Raw genomic sequence first — 21,813 nt, 5'->3', positions numbered from 1 at the left:
CTAAAAAAAAAATCACGATAAAAGATATTGCCCAGGTGATGGGATTGTCAACTTCAGCGATCTCAAAAGCATTGAATGACGACTCTAGAATTAGTGAAAAAACGAAGGAAGAGGTACGTCAAGTGGCGAAAAAATTAAATTATCAACCCAATCATTTAGCAAGTGCTTTACGAAGCGGTAAAAGTAGGCTTGTTGGGGTGATTATCCCAAGAAATAATAGTAATTTTTTCTCTTCGGTTTTAGAAAATATTGAAGAGGTATTGAATGCAAAAGGGTATAATATAATCATTACCCAATCCAATGAATCTTTTGAGAAAGAATGCAAGTGTATTGAATCTTTGTTGTTTACTCAGGTCGATGGTATTATTGCCTCTATAGCTAATGAAACGACGGATTTGAGTTATTACGAAAAAATCAAAGCGAAAGAAATACCGTTGGTGTTGTTTGATCGTGGTGAATTAGATTTAAAGGTGGATTATGTTGGGATAGATGATTATGAAACAAGTTTTAAGATTATTGATCATTTGGTTGCACAAGGTTGTCAAAGAATAGCACATTTAGGAGGACACGATAATACAAGAGTATACGGAAATCGTATCAAAGGGTATGTAGATGCTTTGAAGGAAAAAGGCTTGCCAGTTGACGAATCGATTATTAGTAAGAGTACCTTACGATTAGAGGATGGGAGAAGGGAGATGCAGAATTTATTAAATCACCCCAATAGACCAGATGCTGTTTATGCCGCGGGAGATTTTGCGGCTTTAGGGGCATTACAGGTATTGAATGAAAATCGAATCAAAGTTCCGGAAGAGATCGCATTGATTGGTTTTAGTAATGAACCTTTTACGTCATATGTTTCTCCATCGATTTCAACTGTAAACCAAAACAGTGAACAAATTGGGAAGTTGGCTGCCGAGGCTTTTTTAAACCGAATAGAGAACCCAATAGTAGGTGATGAGATCAATAAAATTATTGTTGAAACTGAATTATTGGTAAGAGCTTCCTCAAGTAAAAATGAAGAATAAAAAATTGTAAAACATTAGAATAAAAAAAGCGCAGTGAAAACTGCGCTTTTATTCTTTAAGAGAAATGATGATTATCCTCTTACTTTTTTCACGATAGCTAAAGCATCTTTTACATCTTGCTCTAGTTTTGCGTAATCTTTGTTTGCAATGATATCTTTAGAAATCAATTGAGATCCCATACCAACACATGTTGCACCAGCATTGAACCAACCAGAAAGGTTTTCTTCAGTAGGAGCAACTCCACCTGTAGGCATGATTGATGTCCAAGGTTGAGGTCCTTTGATACCTTTGATAAATTTAGGTCCGTATAAATCTCCAGGGAATAATTTTACGATTTCACATCCTAATTCTTCAGCTCTAGCGATTTCAGTTAAAGAACCACATCCAGGAGACCATAAAACTTTTTTACGGTTACAAGCGATAGCGATATCTTCTCTCAATACAGGAGTTACAATAAAGTTAGCTCCTAAAGCCATGTATAATGAAGCAGCAGCTCCATCAGTAACAGAACCAACACCCATAATCATTCCTGGTAATTCAGCAATTGCATATTTTGTCAATTCTCCAAAAACTTCATGAGCGAAATCTCCACGAGCCGTGAACTCCATTAAACGTGCTCCACCATCGTAACAAGCTTTTAAAACTTTTTTACTTAATTCAATATCTTGATTGAAAAACAAAGGAATCATCCCAGTTTCTTTCATTGCCGCAGCAACTTCAATTCTTGTAAATTGTGCCATTTTTATTTTTTGTTTAGCTAAAAAAATCGTGAGATTGAATACAATTTCACGATTTTAATGTGTTTATAATTGATTAACGTGCAACTCTTCCAGAAGCGTCACCACCCATTAATTTTTCAACCTCAGCAACAGTTGCTAAGTTAGCATCTCCTTTGATTGTGTGTTTCAAGCATGAAGCCGCAACAGCAAAGTCCAATGCATTTTGATCATCTTCTGGGAATTGTAACAATCCGTAGATCAATCCTCCCATAAATGAATCACCACCACCAACTCTATCTACGATATCTGTAATTTGGTATTGACGAGTTTGTAGTAATTGTTTTCCATCATATAAAACTCCAGCCCAAGTGTTATGAGATGCAGAAATAGATCCTCTTAAAGTAGTAATTACTTTTTTCGCTCTAGGGAATCTCTCCATCATTTGCTCACATACTGATAAGAAAGCCTCCGCTTTTACGTTGTGACCTTCTGTTTGTACAGAAATTCCTTCTGGCTTAATTCCAAAGTGCATTTCAGCATCTTCTTCGTTTCCTAAAATGATATCACAGTATGAAGTCAATTCAGTCATGATTGCTTCTCTATGAGCATCATCACAGAAATTCCATAATTTAGCACGGTAGTTCAAGTCAGTAGAAATTGTAATTCCTTTTGCACTTGCTGCTTTTACAGCTTCTAAACAAACATCTGCAGCTCCTTGAGAAATTGCAGGTGTGATTCCTGTCCAGTGGAAAAATTCACATCCTTCAAAAACAGCATCCCAGTCAATCATTCCTGATTCAATCTCAGAGATTGCAGAATGAGCACGGTCATAAACTACTTTAGAACCTCTAGATACAGCTCCAGTTTCTAAGAAATAAATTCCTAAACGATCTCCACCGTAAACGATTTTGTCTACTCCAACTCCTCTTTTACGCATTTCCATCAATGCACATTCTCCAATGTCATTCTTTGGTAAACGAGTTACGAAATCAACATCTACACCGTAGTTTGCTAAAGAAACTGCTACGTTAGATTCACCACCACCATAAACAGCATCAAAACTGTTTGCTTGTGAAAATCTTAAAAATCCTTGTGGAGCCAATCTTAACATGATCTCTCCGAAAGTTACTACTTTACCCATTTTATTGTTGTTTAATTTAATTATTGATTTGATTTGACTCAAATCGTATGTTTATGTTTAGACTAATAATATTCTGTTCCATCGATTGAACAAGTTGACCAAAAAATAGGATCTACTAGTTTCAATCCTTTTTAATACGCACGAAAAACACCTTCAACCATCTGTATTTACTGAGTTTTGAAAGTTTTGTGAGTTTGGTGTTGTTACAAAAATAAACTACTTTTGTTCAAACGTTGGAACAAATATATAAATAATTTGGGAACTAAAAAAAAAACTACGATAAAAGACATCGCTAATGTGCTAGGTTTGACCCCTTCGGCAGTATCAAAAGCCTTGAATAACCATCCTAGAATCAGTGAAAAAACAAAATCTTCCGTTCAACAAGTAGCGAAAAATTTAAATTATCAGCCCAATTATTTAGCAAGTGCCCTAAGACGAGGGAAAAGTAATTTGGTTGGGGTAATCATTCCTAGAGCCAATAGTAATTTTTTCTCTGCTGTTTTGGAGAGTGTTGAGAATATATTACACGAGAAAGGCTATAATATTATCATTTCTCAGTCCTATGAGTCGTTTGAAAAAGAATGTAGGAATATTGATGCTTTGTTGTTTACGCAGGTGGATGGTGTGATCGCATCTTTAGCCAATGAAACGAAAGACTTTTCTGCTTATGAAAAAATTAAAGCGAAAGGGATTCCCTTGGTGTTGTTTGACCGTGGTGAAAATGATTTAGGAGTAGACTATATTGGAATTGATGATTATGAAAGTAGTCATATGGTTGTAGATCATTTAGTATCTCAACATTGTAAAAGAATTGCTCATATTGGTGGGTATAGTCATACTAGGATTTTTAAAAACAGAATTAGAGGATATAGAGATGCCTTGCAAAAGCATAAATTACCCTTAGATGAGAATCTGATTTATGAGTGTAACTTGACTAAGAAGAATGGTAGATCCGTAATGGAAGAAATATTATTGCTAGAAAATAGACCTGATGCTGTTTATGTAGCGGGTGATTATGCCGCTTTAGGTGCATTGGAGGTTTTAAAAGAAAAAGGGATAAAGGTACCGGAAGAAATTGCGATTGTTGGATTTGGAAATGAACCTTTTACCTCTTTGGTGACACCTTCGATTACCACCATAGAACAGCATAGTACAGAAATTGGTAGGTTGACTGCAGAAGCTTTCTTACGACGTATTGATGAAGGTGACAAACCGCCAAGTCTGAATAAGATAATTTTAGAAGCAGAACTTGTGGTTCGAGGATCTTCAAAAAAGAAATAAAAAAAACGTCTAAATAAAATTTAGACGTTTTTTTATGTTTGAAATATATAGCGATTACGCGATAGAAGCCAATACTTTGTTTAAAGTACTACTTGGTCTCATTGCATTAGATGCTTTTTCAGTATTTGGGTAGTAGTAACCACCGATATCCATTGAAGCACCTTGCGCTTTGTTTAATTCTTCTACAATAGTAGCTTCTTGTGCAGTCAATTCCGCAGCAACTGGAGCGAAAATCGCTTTCAATTCTGCATCCTCATCTTGAGCAGCTAATTCCTGTGCCCAGTACATTGCAAGATAGAAATGACTTCCTCTATTGTCTAACTCACCAACTTTACGAGATGGAGCTTTGTCATTTTCTAAGAAAGCACTGTTTGCAGTATTTAAAGCTGCTGAAAGAACTTGTGCTTTTTTGTTCTCAGTTTTGATTCCTAAATCTTCAAGAGAAACAGCCAATGCTAAAAACTCTCCTAAAGAATCCCAACGTAGGTGTCCTTCTTCTTCAAATTGTTGAACGTGCTTAGGAGCAGATCCTCCAGCACCCGTTTCAAACAATCCTCCACCATTCATCAAAGGAACGATAGATAACATTTTTGCAGAAGTTCCTAATTCTAAAATTGGGAATAAATCTGTTAAGTAATCACGCAATACGTTTCCTGTTACAGAGATAGTATCCAAGTTTACTTTTACTCTTTTTAAAGTAAATAAAGTAGCTTCGATAGGAGCCATAATATGAATCTCTAAGCCTTCTGTATCATGAGAAGGTAAGTAAGTATTTACTTTTTTGATGATCTCTGCATCATGAGCTCTGTTTTCATCTAACCAGAATACTGCTGGCCATCCTGTAGCTCTTGCTCTATCAACGGCTAGTTTTACCCAGTTTTGGATAGGTGCATCTTTTGTTTGACACATTCTAAAGATGTCTCCTTCTTGAACTTCTTGAGATAAAATAATATTTCCATCAACATCAACAACCTCTACAGTTCCGTTAGCGTCTAATTGGAAAGTTTTATCATGAGAACCATATTCTTCAGCTTTTTGAGCCATCAACCCAACGTTAGGAGTTGTACCCATTTCTGCTGGATCAAAAGCACCATTTTCTCTACAGAAATCGATCGTTGCTTGGAAAACTCCAGCATAACATCTATCCGGAATCAATGCTTTTGTGTCTTGTTGTTGTCCTTCTGCATTCCACATTTGACCAGAAGTACGGATCATTGCGGGCATAGATGCATCAATAATAACATCAGAAGGTACATGTAAATTAGTAATCCCTTTGTCAGAGTTTACCATGGCAACAGCAGGCGCGTCTGTATAAACAGCTTCAATTGCAGCTTTTACTTCTGCTTCTTGAGCATGTCCAGCGATTTTAGCATATACATCACCAATACCATTGGTTGCAGTAACATTTAATTCAGCAAATAACTCAGCGTATTTTTCAAATACATCTTTGTAGAAAACTTCTACAATAGCTCCAAAAATGATAGGGTCAGAAACCTTCATCATAGTTGCTTTCATATGTAAAGAAAATAATACTCCGTTTGCTTTAGCATCTGCAATTTCTTTAGCTGCAAATTCTTTCAATGCGCTAATGCTCATTACAGAAGTATCAATTACTTCTCCGGCCAATAAAGGAGCATATCCTTTTAAGTCTTTACCGTTGAATGTAATTTTGTATTCTGTTGCTTTTTCTAAGGTAGCTGATTTTTCAGAACCATAAAAGTCGTTTGCTTCCATAGAAGCAACATGTGTTTTTGAGTCTTTTTCCCATTTCCCCATTCTATGTGGGTTTTTCTTAGCGTATTGAGATACTGCTAATGGTGCTCTACGGTCAGAGTTTCCTTCACGTAACACAGGGTTTACAGCAGAACCTAAAACCTTAGAGTAAGCAGCTTTGATAGCTTCTTCTTTTTCGTTTTGTGGCGTTGCTGGGAAATCAGGCAAAGCAAATCCTTGAGCTTGCAATTCTTTGATTGCAGCTTGCAATTGAGGAATTGAAGCAGAGATATTTGGAAGCTTGATTATATTTGCTTCAGGCGTTTTAGCCAAAGCTCCTAATTCAGCAAGAGCATCATCAACTCTTTGGTCTTCTGGAAGAAATTCAGACAAGTTGGCTAGGATTCTAGCAGCAAGTGAAATGTCTTTTTTCTGAACATTGATATTTGCTTGTTTTGCAAAAGTTTCTACGATAGGTAGAAAAGAGTAGGTAGCCAATGCAGGAGCTTCGTCCGTGATTGTATACACTATTTGTGATGTCTTTGTTGTCATAGGATTCTTAATTTATAGTATTGAAAAAATTCAATAACTAGTAATACATTATCAATTTGAGCTTAAAAAAAATCCTTCAAAATAGACTGGATTTCTTTTTATGAATTATTACAGTTTTTATGCTGTTTTAAAGCAGCACAAATGTAGTGATAATATGAAGATTATCAAGTTCTAAAATAATAGAAATAACATGTTGTTTTTGTAAAAAGCTAAAATAATCTCGTTAGTTTTTGTGGAGTTGTGAAAATTTGATAAAATAAAGCCTTTTCATTGAAATTTATTTAAAGAAAATGAGAATTACTGATAATCTTAAGTTTACATTATTCGTAGGGATTTAAAATATAGTTGATGATTCCTTAATTGTAAAGTCATGGGTAGGGCGGTTATTTGCAACAGGTAATTTAAATATTTTTAAGATGTTATATGATTTTATTAAAACCAAAAAAAATGAGTTTGCATCACTTATTTTTCTAGCTGTTTGCTTTATTATTTTCAGAGACCCCGATTTGCATTTGGCAATCAATCAATACCATACGATTGGGTTGGATCAATTTTTTAAATATGTTACTTATTTTGGGGATGGTGCTTTATTTCCCGTTTTCGTGATTTTATTTCTTTTTATAAAAAAGAATCAATCATTGAAATTCGTTTTTGCCTCTCTACTTACCTTGCTTATTACATTTGTTTTGAAAGAAATCGTTTTCAAAGGAGTCCCTAGGCCTATTGAGTATTTTGGTGCCGAAGAATTGCATTTGATTGAGGGGGTGAAAATGTGTCATTGGAATTCATTTCCTTCAGGGCATTCAATGGCGGCTTTTGCTATGTTTGTTTTGTTGTTTTTATATTTTAAAAAACCAGTATGGAAAAACATGATGTTGGTGATTGCAGTTTTGGCAGCATTTTCAAGAGTGTATTTATTGCAGCATTTTATGGTGGATGTTTTAGTAGGAGGTGGAATAGGTACATGGATTGCTTATTTTAGTGACTCCTTGGGGACTAAGGCTTTAAAAGCTTATAAAAAGAGAAAGAAAAAGGCAAAAAAAGTAGTGATAAGTCCTTTTGGGAGATAACAGTATAGAATGATAAAGAGTTATAAAAAGGCAAGCTATGTATTGATTCTTGTTTCTTTGGTTTTTAGGTTACTCATTGCGACAACCATAGAATTTGGGAATGATGAGGTGTATTATTGGTTGTATGCATTGCAGCCTGATATCAGCCATTTTGATCATCCTCCAATGATTGGTTTTTTTATTCAATTATGTACGTTTGATTTATATTTCAACTCGGAATTATGGATTCGATTGGCGGCCATCATTCCTTCAGCAATTTCTATGCTACTCGTTTATAAGATTACAAACTTAATAGCTGGGAGCAAAGCCGGATTTTTCTCGGTTTGTTTGTACCAATTGAGTATTTATGGTTTGTTGATTTCCGGTTTGTTTGTGTTGCCAGACGCTCCTATGAATTTGTTTTGGTTGTTAGCAGTATTCTGCTTTATAAAACCTTTAATAGAGAATGCCGCAACAGAAAATTATTTAAGATTACTTCTAGGTTTTTTCTTTGCAGGATGTGCTATATATTCAAAATACCAAGCCGTGTATCTTTTATTGGGAGTAGGGCTGTACGTACTTTTATATAATAGAAGTTGGTTGAAAGCTTCTGTTTTGTACCTAGGGTTTTTACTGTCGTTTTTCTTTGTAGGTTTGATTGTTTATTGGAATTATCAAAATGACTTTATCTCATTTGGTTTCCATAGCAATAGGGTGTCACTTTTTAGTTTGAATTTTAAATCTGCTTCTTTTATAAGAGAGGTAATTGGACAAGTTTTATATAACAATCCATATGTGGTGTTTGTGATTATTGTGGCGATTCGATTTTTTTATAGAAACAATACTTTTATCACAAAGAAACAGTTGTCCTTTTTTCTAATTTTTAGTTTGCCATTGATTCTGACAGTTTTGTATCTATCTCTTTATAAGGATACCTTGCCACATTGGTCCGGGATAGCCTATTTGACTTTGTTGCCTATAGCAGGTTCTTATTTGTCTACTCGAAATATTAAAAAGAACCACTTGATATTTGGGAATGTGTTTTTTGCAGGTGTGATTTTAATTGCGGTTGGGGTGGTCAATCTTGGATGGCTGTTGCCTGTAGATCAAAATAATGAGCTTACAAAGGTTGGGAAAGATGATGTGACCTTGGATATGTTTGGATGGAAGGAAACCTCTTTGGGATTGAAAAAAATTTTAATGGAAAATGAAGAATATTCAGAGTTGCCATTTTTGTTACATAAATGGTATCCTGCCAGTCATTTACATTATTATTTTATTGCTGCAGAAGGTTTGCAATATATACCTCTTGGAAAAATTGAGGATACGCATAAGTACTATTGGTCCAATCCAGAAAATAAAATAGTTCCAGAAGAGGCTTTGTTTGTAGTGGATAGTAGAAACTATAAAGACCCTAAAGAGTTATTTGGTAAGTATTATAAAGAGATACAATTGCTTGAAACCCTTCCAGTATTTAGGTCTGGAGTGGTGGTGAAAAATGTTTTTGTTTATTATTTAAAAGACAAAAAAAACTCGTTAGAGAATTCTAACGAGTTTTTATGAGTTTCAAAAAAGTAAGTCTTACTTACGACGAATTTCTTTGATTCTTGCTTTTTTACCTGTAAGCTCTCTAAAGTAAAAGATACGAGCTCTTCTTACTTTACCTTGCTTGTTTACTTCGATTTTCTGTAAAGCTGGTAAGTTGATTGGGAAGATACGCTCTACTCCAACAGTTCCAGACATTTTTCTAATCGTAAAAGTTTCAGAAGCTCCTGATCCTCTTCTTTGGATAACTACTCCACGAAAGAACTGAGTACGAGTTTTACTTCCCTCTTTAATTTCGTAATACACAGTAATTGTGTCTCCAGATTGGAATTCTGGGAATTCTTTTTTTGCTACAAATTCGCTTTGTACAAAATCTACTAAATTTGCCATTTCTTTTTATTTAATGGTTTTATCAATGACCAACATTCACGATTCTCGTCAGAGGTTGATTTTGAGGTTGCGAATATAACATTTTATTGTCACAAATTGAATAAGTATTTTAAATTATTATTTCTTGCCATTTGATTTATTAGGTTAGGTTGCATAATAGATTTAAAATTATTCAATTTTTTTTTATAATCTCCTTCTATAACAACCATGCTATAATCAGAACCGAATAATATTTTGTTGGTCAGTTCTGTGTCATTTAGCATTAATTCTTTTAGTCTTATGGAAAATTTCTCTTCCACAAAAGTATAAGAAAAATCGGCATAAACGTTTGGGTATTTTTTTAATAAATAGATGATAGTTGCAACCCATGGTTTTTTTTTGTTTTCAGGGATTGTTTGAATGTCTATAGATTCATTTTTATCAATGAAGTCTTCCCATGCCTTGTTTCCTCCAAAATGAGCTAGATTTAGTCTTAAATTAGGGAAAGTTTCTAGTACTTTTAACCAATGATGAGGTCGATTAAAGTAATCTCTATAGTCTTTTTCACATTGTTTGTGACTTCCTCCGGTTTTGAAATCTTTAGGCGCTTCCCCTTCGAGAGAAATATCGTTAATGAAAATTCCAGGTATGTTTTTTATGCTATCGTTAGAATTCCTTGTTAATGCACTACTACAGTGTGAAAGAACTGGTATTTGTTTAGCTTCACACACTTCGAACATTTTCATTAAAATTGGATGTGTAGGTAGATATCCTAATGACGGGTAAACTTTTAATCCGACATAATTCAAATCACTATCATTGTCGTTTATTGAAAATACTTCTTCAAAAATACGTAGTGCTTCCGCATTTCTTGTTGGGTCAATCGCAGCAAATGAAATTATGTTATTGTTTTTTTTGGCTAGTTTTGAAATTAAAAATAGTTGATCACGTAATGTTCTAGTATCTTGGGTTCCATCAATTCCTTTTAACATGTCCATTGTTAGAACGCCAAAGAGGATACTGTTGTCATATTCCGAATAATATGTTTTTTTCATGGAATCAAAAATATCGCTACTATTCTTTTTCTTAAGCACCTTTATTAGATATGCGGCTCTACTTAAATAATCTTTTTTTGTCCAAAAAATTAGGTTATGAAGAAAGAAGCCTACAAACCCTAAAAACCTTCTTGAAATTGGAAGTCTGAACCCAAGATAGTAATCAGGTATGTCTTTGTAGTTAAAAATATGAGTATGTATATCGATAAAGGGGGGGTAGCCGTTGGTCAGTTTTTCCTGTAGTTCAGGGTTGAGTTGATTAATTGGTGTATTTGGGATTTTAGAGGAGTTAATGTTATTCATGACTATATGAGTTAATGTATAAGAATAGAAAATTCACAATATTTTTAATATGCATGTTCGATAGTACTGTAATCGAATGTGTTTATTTCAGTCCATGATTGATTTACTTTAGTTGTAGAACCACCTGTAAGTTGAATACAATTAATATTATATTTGTCCTCGAACTTTTCCTGTCTTTGATTCCAGTGAAGGTGACCAAAGAGTAATACATTTACACCTTCAATTTTTTTAAGAAATGAGGTGCGGTCAATTAATTTTAAATTATTAGTAATTATTCTATCTCCAAAATCAGGGATATTTCGGACATCAACATGAAATTTCATCGGGTTGTGATGAAGGTATATGATTATTTTAGGGTCTTCATTTGTTTCTTTGATTTTTTTAATTTCTAATTCTAGTCTGTCTAATTGTTCGTCACCTAGCATGCCTTTAGCAGATTTGGGTTGGTAGGTCATTGAATTTAGACCGATAAAATAATGGTCCTGATACTTGTGTGTTATTGGGTATTCCAGAAGGTTATTTTTTTCTTCACCATGTATATTAGAGTTTGCTGGTAGTATAGGGCTGTAATACCTGCTGAATTTAATAAGGTTTGCATGAATTTGTTTACGTTTTTTTAAGCCCCCTTTTTTTAAATCATGATTACCTGGGCAAATTAAAACATTGAAATTATTAGTTTTTAGCCTCGTTAAGATTTTCGAGGCTTCTAAATAATTTGAATTGTTATTAGAAGGAGTGTCAAGAATATCACCGGTGCAAACAACGATTGGTTTAACTTGATCTTCCTTGTAATGGGAGATTATTTTGTCAATTAGTTTTTCTGTTCCAAAGTGATTAGGGAAGTGTAGGTCACTGATGTGTATGATTTTCATAGCATAATTAATTTAGGTTGTAGATTTCGAAAAAAATAATTAAAGTGACTAGGTTTTAGAAACATTAATCATTTAGCAGTTAGATAAAAAGAAACCATCATGTTCTCACGTGAATGATTAAAAACCACAAAGTTTAAATAATGACAACAACAAAACCGAAGGACAAACTTTATGAAAAGTCAGCCTCAAAAAAATGAATACATAGAATGTTGTTGAGAAGAAAAAAACATAGCAATAATTTTTTTATCTGGTTTAAAAGTAAAGTAATTTTTAGTAATAAAAAATTAAATTTACGTTAAGTGATTTAAAAACAGGTTTTTATATGTGGTATGATCTGCTATTGAGGATAGAGAGCTATTGCAAATGCACAAAGCCTCCTTTTTTAAAAAAAAGAGGCTTTGTAAAAAAAAATATAAAAAATTATTTTTTAGGGGTGTAATTAGAGCAAGCATACACCCAAAATTTACGAGAGTCTTTTCCGTTAATTTGAATGATGATAGGGTCTAATTCCTTTACTTTGGAAAAATATACGTCAAGTTCGGCAGGGTGTGAACCATTTTTATTTTTATCCTTAAAACGTTTGTCTGAATCAATAAAGAGTGCCGTTTGTCCTTTTAGGATTGATAAATCATCCCCGATATAATCAAAATGCAAAGCAGGTTTGCCAATGATATTTTGTGCATAGATTTTTTGCTCTGTAAAGAAGGTCATACAAGCAGTGGTTTTATAACCGTCATCAGAAAAAACAAAAGAATTTGGGTATTGTTGTTGAAGCGCTTCTGTTTCAATAACCAGTTCTTTCCAACCCACCCATGTATCGTCACTTTTAATAGGGACTAGGTAAAATAATACTTGAAGACTTACCAAAACATGAATCCCTGCAGAGATATATACTTGTAATTTGATGTTTTTCTTTTTGATAAAAATGGCTGCTAACAGAACACCAGAAATATAAGATGGCATCATCCAGTTTAGTTTTACCCAATAAATTGGCGTCAACAAAAAGAAGCCTAAAAAAGTAGGGAGGAAGAAAGCCAACAAGAATAAAACCTTGTCCGAAGGCAGTTTGAATTTTGTAACGGCTTTTTTTATGTACTTGTAGAGTAGTGTAAAAAAGGCAATTAATAAAATGGGTAATAATAAAAATATTTGATGTCCAACGGCACCGAAAAAATATTTAGGGTTTACCTGAAACTTAGAAATACTTCCTGTTCTGTCAGAGGATTGGAATAAAAAGGATGCAAATTCATTTTGATAATTCCAATACCAAACCGGAAAGGTAACCATAACAGAAATGAGCAGGGATGCCCAAACCCAAGGAGACACTAATAACTTTCTGTATTTGGCAGAAAAAACTAGAAATGCCAACAAACCTATTTGTAATAATAAGGCTGTGTATTTACTGTTAAAGGCAAGTCCCATGGCGATACCTCCTAAAATCCAATAGATTTTTTTATTTTCAAAAATGGCCTTACTCAAACAAATCAGAGAAAGAGTCCAGAAAAGAATCAAGGGAACATCGGGAGTAGAATTGATGCTTAAAATGGAAATAAAAACCGTTGTAGATAATAGAACCAAAGCATTGTTGAGTTTTGCTTTGGAAAGAAAAATACTTCCTAGTTTATAAAAACTGAATAGGGTGATAGAGGTGATAAAAAAATCGGCGAACTTTACTACAAAAACCGACTTTCCAAAAATAGTTGTGAAAAACCGTAGAATGTATCCAATCATTCCAGGATGATCAAAATAGGAAAGCGATAAATTTTCTCCGTAAAAATGATAGTAAGCATCTTGAGGCATCAAGCCCATAAATGGCAAAAGAAAAAATCTAAAAAGTTGAAATCCTAACAGGATGCTTAAGGCTGGATATGATTTTAAAAATTCAGTTACTCTATTCATCTAAAAGTTCTGGTTTGATTTGTTTTGTGCGTTCGTAAGCTTTATCGGATCTCCATTCATCAATTTTCGGGAAATTACCAGAAAGTAAAATTTCTGGCACGTCGGCTCCCTTGTAAGAGGCCGGTCTTGTATAAACTGGTGGAGATAATAAGTCGTCTTGAAAAGAATCTGTCAAAGCAGAAGTCTCATCTCCAAGTACTCCTGGAATCAATCTGATGATACTATCACATAATACAGCCGCTCCCAATTCTCCTCCGCTTAGTACATAATCTCCAATAGAAATTTCTTTGGTGATAAATAAATCACGAACACGTTGATCTACGCCTTTATAATGTCCACATAAAACAATAATGTTCTCTTTTAAAGAAAGTGTGTTTGCTGTAGATTGATTCAAGATAGGAGCATCAGGTGTCATATAAATCACCTCGTCGTAATCTCTTTCGGCTTTTAATTTTGAGATGCATTTGTCAATAGGCTCAATCATAAGAACCATACCTGCACCACCACCAAATTGATAATCGTCAATTTTATTGTACTTGTTTAAAGCAAAATCTCTAAGGTTGTGAAAATGCACTTCGGCCAATCCTTTTTCCTGTGCTCTTTTCAATATTGAATATTCAAATGGACTTTGAATTAATTCAGGTGATACGGTAATAATGTCAATTCTCATGTTGCAAATGTACTTAATTTGTTTTGAGTGTAAATTTTCATTTTCATTTTCATTTTTGCTAATTGCTAATTGCTAATGGCCGACTTCGTCATTCGATCGTTTTCAAAAATGTCTTTTCTCAGTTCATTTTTTTTAAACCCAGTTGTTTTTAACATTTCTAAGGTTTCTTTACCTAGATATTGATTGATTTCAAAAAACAAAAGGCCGTTTTCTGAAAGGTGTTTCGTAGCAAGTGTGGCTATTTTTTTATAAAATAGCAATGGATTGTCGTCAGAAACAAACAATGCAGAATGCGGTTCAAAAGACAAAACATTTTTTTGAATCTCTACTTTTTCTAATTCACGAATGTAAGGTGGATTGCTAATGATGATGTCATAAATATCCGGCAAAACGTCTGTTTTTAAAATATCTTGTTGGATAAAATCCACAGCAACATTATTGTCTTTAGCGTTTTGTTGGGCTGTTTTTAAAGCTGACTCAGAAAAGTCAATTGCGGTTACTTTTGCAGTAGTTAAGTTTTTTGCCAAAGAAATGGCAATACACCCTGAGCCTGTTCCGATATCAAGGATTTTCAATTTTTTTCTGTCGTTCGCTTCTTGTAGTACCCATGCTACCAATTCTTCCGTTTCAGGTCTAGGGATCAAGACATCTTTGTTTACTGTAAAATCAAGTCCGTAAAATTCTGTTTTATTGGTGATGTGCTGAACTGGTTTTTCTGAGGCAAGTTCTTTCAATGCTTTTCTAAAAAACAATTCCGATGCTTGCTCTATCAATCGTTCTGGATCGAGCGCTTTGTCAACTCTAGACAGATTCAATTCTGATTCTGTTAAAATATGATAGAAAGAATCAATTTCATTTACGGGGTAAATGTTCTTTAATTCTGAATGAAAAAGTGATTTGAGTTGAGAAATTGTCATGCTGCAAAAATACAGGTTCGTTTTTAGAAATGGATGTCAGAAACATAAAAATTCTTAAGGCTGGTAAAATTGTAATACTCATGGAATCGACTTACTTTTGTTGCATGGAATTAGATGAGATTTACATGAATCGATGTATTCAATTGGCAGGGAAAGGACTTGGGTTTACAAGACCAAATCCTTCTGTGGGTTGTGTTGCTGTATATGATGGCAGAATAATCGGGGAGGGGTTTACCAGTCCATATGGTGGTTCTCATGCTGAGGTAAATGCCATCAATTCTGTAAAAGATAAAAGTTTGTTGGAAAAGGCAACTTTATACGTCACTTTAGAACCCTGTTCTCATTTTGGAAAAACACCACCTTGTGCGGATTATATCATAAAGCATAAAATTCCCAAAGTGGTTATTGGCTGTGTAGATACGCATTCTGTTGTTGCGGGAAAAGGAATTGAACGATTGATTTCGAAGGGTGTTGATGTTGTGGTTGGGGTGTTGGAAGATAAATGTTGGGAGCAACACAAACGTTTTTTTACGGTACAAAATAAAAATAGACCTTATGTTATTTTAAAATGGGCCCAAACACAAGATGGTTTTGTAGCACCTAAACATAAAGATACCAACAGACCTGTTTGGATTAGTAATGCTATTTCGCGTCAATTGGTGCATAAGTGGAGATCTGAAGAACATGCCATATTGGTGGGGACAAATACTGCCTTGTCCGATAACCCCAAATTGGATGTTAGGTCGTGGGGAGGAGAATCTCCTGTTAGGATAGTTTTGGATAGAACTTTACGTGTTCCAAAGGAAAATAATCTACTTGACAGGTCAATAAAAACGATTGTATGTACAAGTGTTTCAGATGATTTGTTACCAACATCGGATGAATTGTTGCTCTATGAGCAATTAAATTTTGAAAATGATGTGGCAAAGCAATTGTGTGCTATTTTAATGAAACATCAAATTCAATCCGTTATTATAGAAGGCGGAACACAAACTTTAAATTCTTTTATTGAAGAAAAGGTTTGGGATGAAGCAAGAGTGTTTTATGGTGAGAATAAATTCCATGAGGGGGTCAAAGCTCCTGTATTATCAGTTTCTTCTGGTGTTGTTTCTGATTTGAAAGGAACGGTATTGAAAGTTTTTAAAAACCTTTAAAGACTGTTTGATGGATGGTAGATGTGTATAAAACCTTAGAAGAAGATTCAGAGGAGACCTTGTTCAAAGAAAAAGGAAGCAAGTTTTTTGGATATGCTTTTCCTGTTACTGACGAAGAACAGGTAAAGAATATTTTATTAGACATAAAAAAGAAACATCATGCTGCACGGCATTGGTGTTATGCCTATAAACTTGGTGTAGATCCAGTTAGATTTCGAGTCAATGATGATGGAGAACCTAGTAACTCTGCTGGTCAGCCGATATATGGACAAATTTTAGCGGCAGATGTTACCGATGTTTTGGTGGTGGTAGTACGTTATTTTGGTGGTGTTAAATTAGGTGTTGGCGGGTTGATTAGAGCGTATAAAGCTTCTGCACAACTCACTTTGGAAACCTCGAAAATTGTAGAGAAAACAATTGAAGAAAAATTAGAACTTACATTTCAGTACCAACACATGAACAAGGTAATGCGAGTGATAAAACAAAAAAGATTGACAGTGTTTTCTCAAGAATTGACAACGAGTTGTAAACTGATTTTAAACATAAAAAAATCAGAGTTTTCGCAGATTAAAAACGCGTTTGAGGCGTTGCATTTTTTAGCGGCAAAAAAACTCTGAATTTATTATTAATATTAAATATAAATAAGACTTTTAAAACTTATCCATAATTTTTGAAAGCAAGTTTTGTGGAATTTTTATGGGCCTGTTTTTTTTGGTGTCTACAAAAACCAAAACAGTTTCTCCGGTGCTGATTTTTTTATTTTCTGCATTGTAGATTTCGTATTCAAAAGTGATACGTGCTGTTGGTATTTCTTTTAGGATCGTTCTTAGTCTAACGGTGTCATCAAATTTAGCAGGTTGGATAAATCTAGTATTAATGCTGTATACAGGAAGAATTAAGCCTTCTTCTTCCATTTTTTTGTAAGAAATTCCTAACTCATGAAGTAGTTCTAATCTTCCAATTTCAAAGTACTGAGCATAGTTCCCATGATGTGCATAACCCATTTGATCTGTTTCAGCATATCGTATCTTAAACGATGTATTGTTTTCTATCATTTTAAAAATTTAAGTTGTTATTTTACGGAAAAAATAAATAAGAACCTATAGTGATTTCATTTTTTTATACTAAAAAATATTCACACTTTTGTATAACTGAAATGAACCATGGGAACGTATCAATTTAGGCAAGGAATAACTAAAAATTTACTCTATTAAAACAATGACTAAAATAGCCACTACGGTTTGGGAGGAGTGTTTGTCTTTTATCGAAGACAATATCAAACCGCAAGCATACAAAACTTGGTTCGAACCGATTAAACCTATTCGCGTATCCGGAGAAGTTTTAACAGTGCAAGTACCTAGTAAATTTTTCTATGAATGGTTAGAAGAACATTATATTAAATTACTTCGAGTTGCTCTTGTAAGAGAGTTAGGAAAGGATGCCAAATTGGTGTACGAAGTAAAAATGGAAAATGCTTATAGTAGTAATAGCCCTCAAATTGTAAAAATCCCAAGTTCAAATAGAGCACCATTAAAAGCACAAAATGTTGCTGTACCTTTAGAATTAAAAAAACGTGAATTAAGAAATCCATTTGTGATTCCTGGTTTGCAAAAAGTAAAAATAGAATCTCAATTAAACCCTAATTACAACTTTCAAAGTTTCGTAGAGGGAGATTCAAACCGTTTGGCAAGATCAGCCGGAATGGCGGTAGCAAATAAACCTGGAGGAACTTCTTTCAATCCTTTGTTAATTTACGGAGGAGTAGGTTTAGGAAAAACACATTTAGCGCATGCTATCGGTGTTCAGATCAAAGATAAATACGCAGATAAAACTGTATTGTATATCTCTTCTGAAAAATTCACACAGCAATACATAGATTCTGTAAAAGGAAATACAAGAAATGATTTTATTCATTTTTATCAAATGATCGATGTTTTGATCATAGATGATGTTCAGTTCTTATCAGGTAAGAAAGGAACACAGGATGTATTTTTCCATATATTCAATCATTTACACCAAAATGGAAAACAGGTAATCCTTACTTCTGATAAGGCACCTGTTGATATGCAAGATATTGAGCAACGTTTGTTGTCTCGTTTCAAATGGGGATTGTCGGCAGAATTGCAAACTCCTGATTTTGAAACTAGAATTTCAATCCTTCAAAACAAATTGTTTAGAGATGGTGTTGAGATGCCAGATGAAATTGTTGAGTACGTTGCCAAAAACATCAAGTCAAATGTTAGAGAACTGGAAGGTGTATTGATCTCTATGATTGCTCAGGCTTCTTTTAATAAAAAAGAATTTACAATGACCTTGGTAAAACAAATTGTAGATAAATTTGTTAAAAACACCAAGCGTGAGGTTTCTATAGATTACATCCAAAAAGTAGTTTCAAAGTATTTTGATATGGATGTTGCCACATTGCAATCTAAAACTAGAAAACGTCATATTGTGCAAGCTAGACAATTGGCAATGTATTTTGCAAAGAGAATGACTAAATCTTCTTTGGCTAGTATCGGATCTCAAATAGGAAAAAGAGATCATGCTACCGTATTACATGCTTGTAAAACTGTTGACAATCTAACGGAAACAGATAAGCAGTTTAAAAAATACGTGGAGGATTTGACAAACAAATTAACTTTCTAACGAATGCTTAAAGTTTTGATGGTGTGTTTGGGGAATATTTGTAGATCCCCTTTGGCTGAAGGTATTCTTAAGTCTAAAATAGATACAAATCAAATTTTTGTCGATTCTGCGGGTACAGGTGCCTATCATGTTGGAAACTTACCAGATTCAAGGTCTATTGAAGTGGCCAAAAAGCATCAATTAGATATTACCGACCAAAGAGCACGTGCTTTTTCTTCAGCTGATTTTGATCAGTTTGATTATATTTATGTAATGGATGCGTCTAATTACAGCAATGTTGTGAAACTTGCGGTCAATGAAGCACAAAAATCAAAAGTTAAAATGATTTTAGAAGAGCTAGAGCCCAGTTCAGGTATGGAAGTGCCTGATCCTTACTATGGTGGAGATGGCGGTTTTGAGCATGTGTATCAATTATTAGATGAGAGTTGTACGGTGATTGCAGAAAAACTAACGAATTAAATTACAGGAAAATGGGAATAGGGAAGTTGTATTTAATACCTACTACGTTAGGAGAAAATGAACCTTTAGAGGTGATGCCAATTTCTGTGAAAAAGGTAGTTGAAGAATTGGATTACTTTATTGTTGAAAATGAAAAATCAGCACGTAGGTTTATCAAAAAATTGACTCCTAAAAAACCGCAACCTGACCTCAAAATTATGTTAGTTGACAAATATGCTAGTGCTTTAGAAGTACAGCATTATTTAGATGTTTGTAAGGAGGGAGTCTCTGTTGGCTTGTTGTCAGAAGCAGGTGTTCCAGCTATTGCAGATCCGGGGGCTGATGTTGTAAAATTAGCACATCAACAAGGGGTACAGGTGGTTCCGTTGGTTGGACCTTCTTCTATATTAATGGCGATGATGAGTTCAGGAATGAATGGTCAGAACTTTGCTTTCAGTGGTTATTTGCCTATTGATAAGGGAGATAGAAAACGTGAGTTGAAATTGTTAGAGAAAATATCTAAAGATAGAGGGCAATCTCAAATTTTTATCGAAACACCTTATAGAAATGAAAAAATGTTTGACGACTTGAAGTCGGCATTACACCCTGAAACAAGAGTTTGTATTGCAGCAGATATCACCTTGAGTTCTGAGTATATCAAAACGTATTCTATAAAAGAATGGTCTAGAGTAAAACCAGATCTACACAAAAGACCGGCCATTTTTATCATTCAAAGATAATTGGGATTATCCCAACGATGGTAGTCTGTTTTTTTCAATATTAGAAGTGTCGTAACCTCTAAACTTGTACATATACTGTTCGATACTAGTACCAAAACCATCTTCAAAATGAAAAGCTCCGTTAGAACGTAAAAATTTCTTTACATTTCCGGCTCCAGCTAAATGTGCAGCTGCTAATATTCCAGATTCAGTAATTACGATTCCATTGATTTTTTTACCCACAGAACGTTCTATGTCCTTTCTGAGAATCCATTTATTAACCTTGCAGTAAGCAATAAATGCTTTTTCTTGAAGTTCTGGGTTTGTAAGAAACGCTTTGGTGTCCGTAATTTCAAAACGGGCTAAGGTTCCTTTGGCGAATTGATATTTACCTAAATAGCCAAAAGTATTTACTACCTGGTATTTACCTCCTGATTCTTTAAATGCCAATGCTTCTTTAAAGTAATAAAAGCCATTATTGTTATAAGGACCTTTGAAATCATTTGAAACACTGATTTCTTTTAAATTGAAAATTTCATTCTCATTAAAAGAAATTTTGGAATAGCTATCGTTGGTGTTAAATGTGAAAACCACAATCGCTAAAACAAAACTTAAAAAAAACTTATTTTTGATAGATTCCATATGAAATATATTTTCTGTCTCAATTTGTTTTTTGAAGCGGCAAATATACACCTTTTAATTTGCATGCAAGTAAGCAAGGAATTAAGGTAAAATCAATAATAAATCCAGTGTCCTTTAATCTTCCCATTGCTAGTAAATTCAATAGCTGGAGCAGGGATTTTTATAAAGTTTAAAGTAGTGAAAACAGTGTTTAAAAATTTATTTTTGGTTTTGATTTTTGTCAGATCTATGTCAAAAGATGCGTAAAACTGTCTATAACGTGTAGAAGTTTCCAATTCATGTCCAGGATAACTTGACAACATTCCCTCTGCACCATAACCAAAGGCTATATTCAACCATTTAGGGAATTTACTTTCTTTAGCAAAAGACCAAACATTCGCGGAAAGCCAATAGGTTTGTCCGTTATAATCTTTTAGGGCTTGTTGAAGTACATTTTCTCCTAATATATCAGGGTTAAGTGCTGCATATTGTGTTTGATGGAAAGAATATTTAAATGAAATTCGTTGTTCATCCCAACCTAATTCCTGACCAATTAAAAGTGCTGTTCCAGCGGCATTGGCAACCAAATCTCCTGGTGATGCTCCCCATTCACTAGAAAAACCATCTAATACCTCGATTGCCGTTAAGAATACAAAACCAATGGGAGCCCCATATAATAATTGATCTCTTTTACTGGCTCCTGCCCAATCCATGGCGGACATACTAAGTCGTCCTAGCTGATAGGCTGAAAAGGCATGACCTACTTTGTCCATTTGTAGCCAGGCACCATTGTCATTGATAAAATGAAATTTAGACCTAGGATAATCGGCATACCAAAGTTTGTTCAAACCTACAAATGCTGTAGTGGCCAGAGCTGCTTCCGTAATATAAACTCCTTTAAGTCTAGGTTTGTTTAGGGTATCGGATTTGGTGAAAAAGGAATACTTTTCTTGTGCTTTGCCCGAAGTTAGGAAAACGAATAGACACAAAACGAAAAGTAGATTCTTAGAATTCAAAAAAATGCTTTTTGTAAAAATAAGAAATTATCTAACGGTTTACTCCCTGTTTAGAAAGCCATTGTTGGTATTTTCTTGCATTTCGGTTATGCTCACTTAAAGATTTGGC

General features: G+C 34.1%; 21 protein-coding genes. 9 read left to right on the top strand and 12 right to left on the bottom strand.

The features are described 5' to 3' along the window. The coding region (locus tag P8H68_RS13640; protein WP_300326344.1) for a LacI family DNA-binding transcriptional regulator at positions 1–1,025 on the top strand (1,025 nt) is incomplete at its 5' end. Between the two features lie 71 nt (positions 1,026–1,096). Here the strand turns inward: P8H68_RS13640 and P8H68_RS13635 are convergent. Both P8H68_RS13635 and P8H68_RS13630 read right to left on the bottom strand, forming a co-directional pair. Next, positions 1,097–1,765: a bifunctional 4-hydroxy-2-oxoglutarate aldolase/2-dehydro-3-deoxy-phosphogluconate aldolase gene (locus P8H68_RS13635; protein ID WP_300326341.1), complete on the bottom strand. Its 669-nt coding sequence runs from the start codon at positions 1,763–1,765 to the stop codon at positions 1,097–1,099. A 73-nt stretch (positions 1,766–1,838) separates the two neighbouring features. Further along, positions 1,839–2,885, bottom strand: a complete 1,047-nt coding sequence (locus P8H68_RS13630) for a sugar kinase (RefSeq protein ID WP_300326338.1) — start codon at positions 2,883–2,885, stop codon at positions 1,839–1,841. Positions 2,886–3,140: 255 nt separating this feature from the next. Between P8H68_RS13630 and P8H68_RS13625 the strand changes: the two genes are divergently transcribed. Then, positions 3,141–4,166, top strand: a complete 1,026-nt coding sequence (locus P8H68_RS13625; protein ID WP_300326335.1) for a LacI family DNA-binding transcriptional regulator — start codon at positions 3,141–3,143, stop codon at positions 4,164–4,166. Positions 4,167–4,220: 54 nt separating this feature from the next. Here P8H68_RS13625 and P8H68_RS13620 read toward each other — a convergent pair whose 3' ends face one another. Continuing rightward, positions 4,221–6,431, bottom strand: coding sequence for an NADP-dependent isocitrate dehydrogenase (locus tag P8H68_RS13620; protein ID WP_300326333.1), 2,211 nt, complete (start codon positions 6,429–6,431; stop codon positions 4,221–4,223). Between the two features lie 416 nt (positions 6,432–6,847). On the opposite strand from P8H68_RS13620, the gene P8H68_RS13615 reads away from it, so the two are divergent. Together P8H68_RS13615 and P8H68_RS13610 are read left to right on the top strand one after the other, a co-directional pair. Beyond that, positions 6,848–7,501, top strand: a complete 654-nt coding sequence (locus P8H68_RS13615) for a phosphatase PAP2 family protein (protein ID WP_300326330.1) — start codon at positions 6,848–6,850, stop codon at positions 7,499–7,501. A 9-nt stretch (positions 7,502–7,510) separates the two neighbouring features. Beyond that, on the top strand, positions 7,511–9,043 hold the full coding sequence (locus P8H68_RS13610) for a glycosyltransferase family 39 protein (RefSeq protein ID WP_300326327.1): 1,533 nt from the start codon (positions 7,511–7,513) through the stop codon (positions 9,041–9,043). Between the two features lie 18 nt (positions 9,044–9,061). Here the strand turns inward: P8H68_RS13610 and rplS are convergent, their stop codons facing one another. The 6 genes from rplS to prmC all read right to left on the bottom strand — a co-directional run bounded on the left by rplS (position 9,062) and on the right by prmC (position 15,110). Further along, positions 9,062–9,415: a 50S ribosomal protein L19 gene (gene rplS, locus P8H68_RS13605; RefSeq protein WP_300326325.1), complete on the bottom strand. Its 354-nt coding sequence runs from the start codon at positions 9,413–9,415 to the stop codon at positions 9,062–9,064. Between the two features lie 89 nt (positions 9,416–9,504). Next, the gene (locus tag P8H68_RS13600; protein ID WP_300326323.1) at positions 9,505–10,752 is read right to left on the bottom strand and encodes an amidohydrolase family protein; all 1,248 of its coding nucleotides are present in this window, start codon (positions 10,750–10,752) and stop codon (positions 9,505–9,507) included. A 44-nt stretch (positions 10,753–10,796) separates the two neighbouring features. After that, on the bottom strand, positions 10,797–11,624 hold the full coding sequence (locus P8H68_RS13595) for a metallophosphoesterase (protein ID WP_300326321.1): 828 nt from the start codon (positions 11,622–11,624) through the stop codon (positions 10,797–10,799). Positions 11,625–12,044: 420 nt separating this feature from the next. Continuing rightward, positions 12,045–13,523 carry a glycosyltransferase family 39 protein gene (locus P8H68_RS13590; protein WP_300326318.1) on the bottom strand — a complete coding sequence of 493 codons (1,479 nt, stop codon included), beginning with the start codon at positions 13,521–13,523 and terminating at the stop codon, positions 12,045–12,047. Then, positions 13,516–14,193, bottom strand: a complete 678-nt coding sequence (gene trmD / locus P8H68_RS13585; protein ID WP_300326316.1) for a tRNA (guanosine(37)-N1)-methyltransferase TrmD — start codon at positions 14,191–14,193, stop codon at positions 13,516–13,518. Before trmD ends, P8H68_RS13590 begins: the two co-directional genes overlap by 8 nt. Before the next feature lie 65 nt (positions 14,194–14,258). After that, positions 14,259–15,110, bottom strand: coding sequence for a peptide chain release factor N(5)-glutamine methyltransferase (prmC, locus tag P8H68_RS13580; RefSeq protein WP_300326313.1), 852 nt, complete (start codon positions 15,108–15,110; stop codon positions 14,259–14,261). Between the two features lie 80 nt (positions 15,111–15,190). On the opposite strand from prmC, the gene ribD reads away from it, so the two are divergent. Further along, positions 15,191–16,264, top strand: a complete 1,074-nt coding sequence (gene ribD, locus P8H68_RS13575; protein WP_300326310.1) for a bifunctional diaminohydroxyphosphoribosylaminopyrimidine deaminase/5-amino-6-(5-phosphoribosylamino)uracil reductase RibD — start codon at positions 15,191–15,193, stop codon at positions 16,262–16,264. 14 nt (positions 16,265–16,278) lie between these two features. Next, the gene (locus P8H68_RS13570) at positions 16,279–16,881 is read left to right on the top strand and encodes a YigZ family protein (protein ID WP_300326305.1); all 603 of its coding nucleotides are present in this window, start codon (positions 16,279–16,281) and stop codon (positions 16,879–16,881) included. Positions 16,882–16,914: 33 nt separating this feature from the next. Here the strand turns inward: P8H68_RS13570 and P8H68_RS13565 are convergent, their stop codons facing one another. Beyond that, entirely contained in the window at positions 16,915–17,319 is a 405-nt protein-coding gene (locus tag P8H68_RS13565) for a thioesterase family protein (RefSeq protein ID WP_300326303.1), read from the bottom strand. 163 nt (positions 17,320–17,482) lie between these two features. On the opposite strand from P8H68_RS13565, the gene dnaA reads away from it, so the two are divergent. From dnaA to P8H68_RS13550, 3 genes are read left to right on the top strand one after another with little or no spacing between them, the layout of a single operon-like run. Next, positions 17,483–18,910 carry a chromosomal replication initiator protein DnaA gene (dnaA, locus tag P8H68_RS13560; RefSeq protein ID WP_300326300.1) on the top strand — a complete coding sequence of 476 codons (1,428 nt, stop codon included), beginning with the start codon at positions 17,483–17,485 and terminating at the stop codon, positions 18,908–18,910. Positions 18,911–18,913: 3 nt separating this feature from the next. Next, positions 18,914–19,369, top strand: a complete 456-nt coding sequence (locus P8H68_RS13555) for a low molecular weight protein-tyrosine-phosphatase (protein WP_300326296.1) — start codon at positions 18,914–18,916, stop codon at positions 19,367–19,369. 11 nt (positions 19,370–19,380) lie between these two features. Beyond that, positions 19,381–20,088 (top strand): SAM-dependent methyltransferase, encoded by a 708-nt coding sequence (locus tag P8H68_RS13550; RefSeq protein WP_300326293.1) that lies wholly within the window; start codon positions 19,381–19,383, stop codon positions 20,086–20,088. A 6-nt stretch (positions 20,089–20,094) separates the two neighbouring features. Here the strand turns inward: P8H68_RS13550 and P8H68_RS13545 are convergent, their stop codons facing one another. Both P8H68_RS13545 and P8H68_RS13540 read right to left on the bottom strand, forming a co-directional pair. Continuing rightward, positions 20,095–20,709, bottom strand: coding sequence for a peptidoglycan-binding protein LysM (locus P8H68_RS13545; RefSeq protein ID WP_300326290.1), 615 nt, complete (start codon positions 20,707–20,709; stop codon positions 20,095–20,097). 92 nt (positions 20,710–20,801) lie between these two features. Continuing rightward, on the bottom strand, positions 20,802–21,704 hold the full coding sequence (locus P8H68_RS13540) for a DUF2279 domain-containing protein (RefSeq protein WP_300326287.1): 903 nt from the start codon (positions 21,702–21,704) through the stop codon (positions 20,802–20,804). Positions 21,705–21,813: the final 109 nt, after the last annotated feature.

This window comes from Flavicella sp. (assembly GCF_029238425.1).
Taxonomy (GTDB): domain Bacteria; phylum Bacteroidota; class Bacteroidia; order Flavobacteriales; family Flavobacteriaceae; genus Flavicella.
This window is presented reverse-complemented; position numbering and strand designations above follow the sequence as displayed.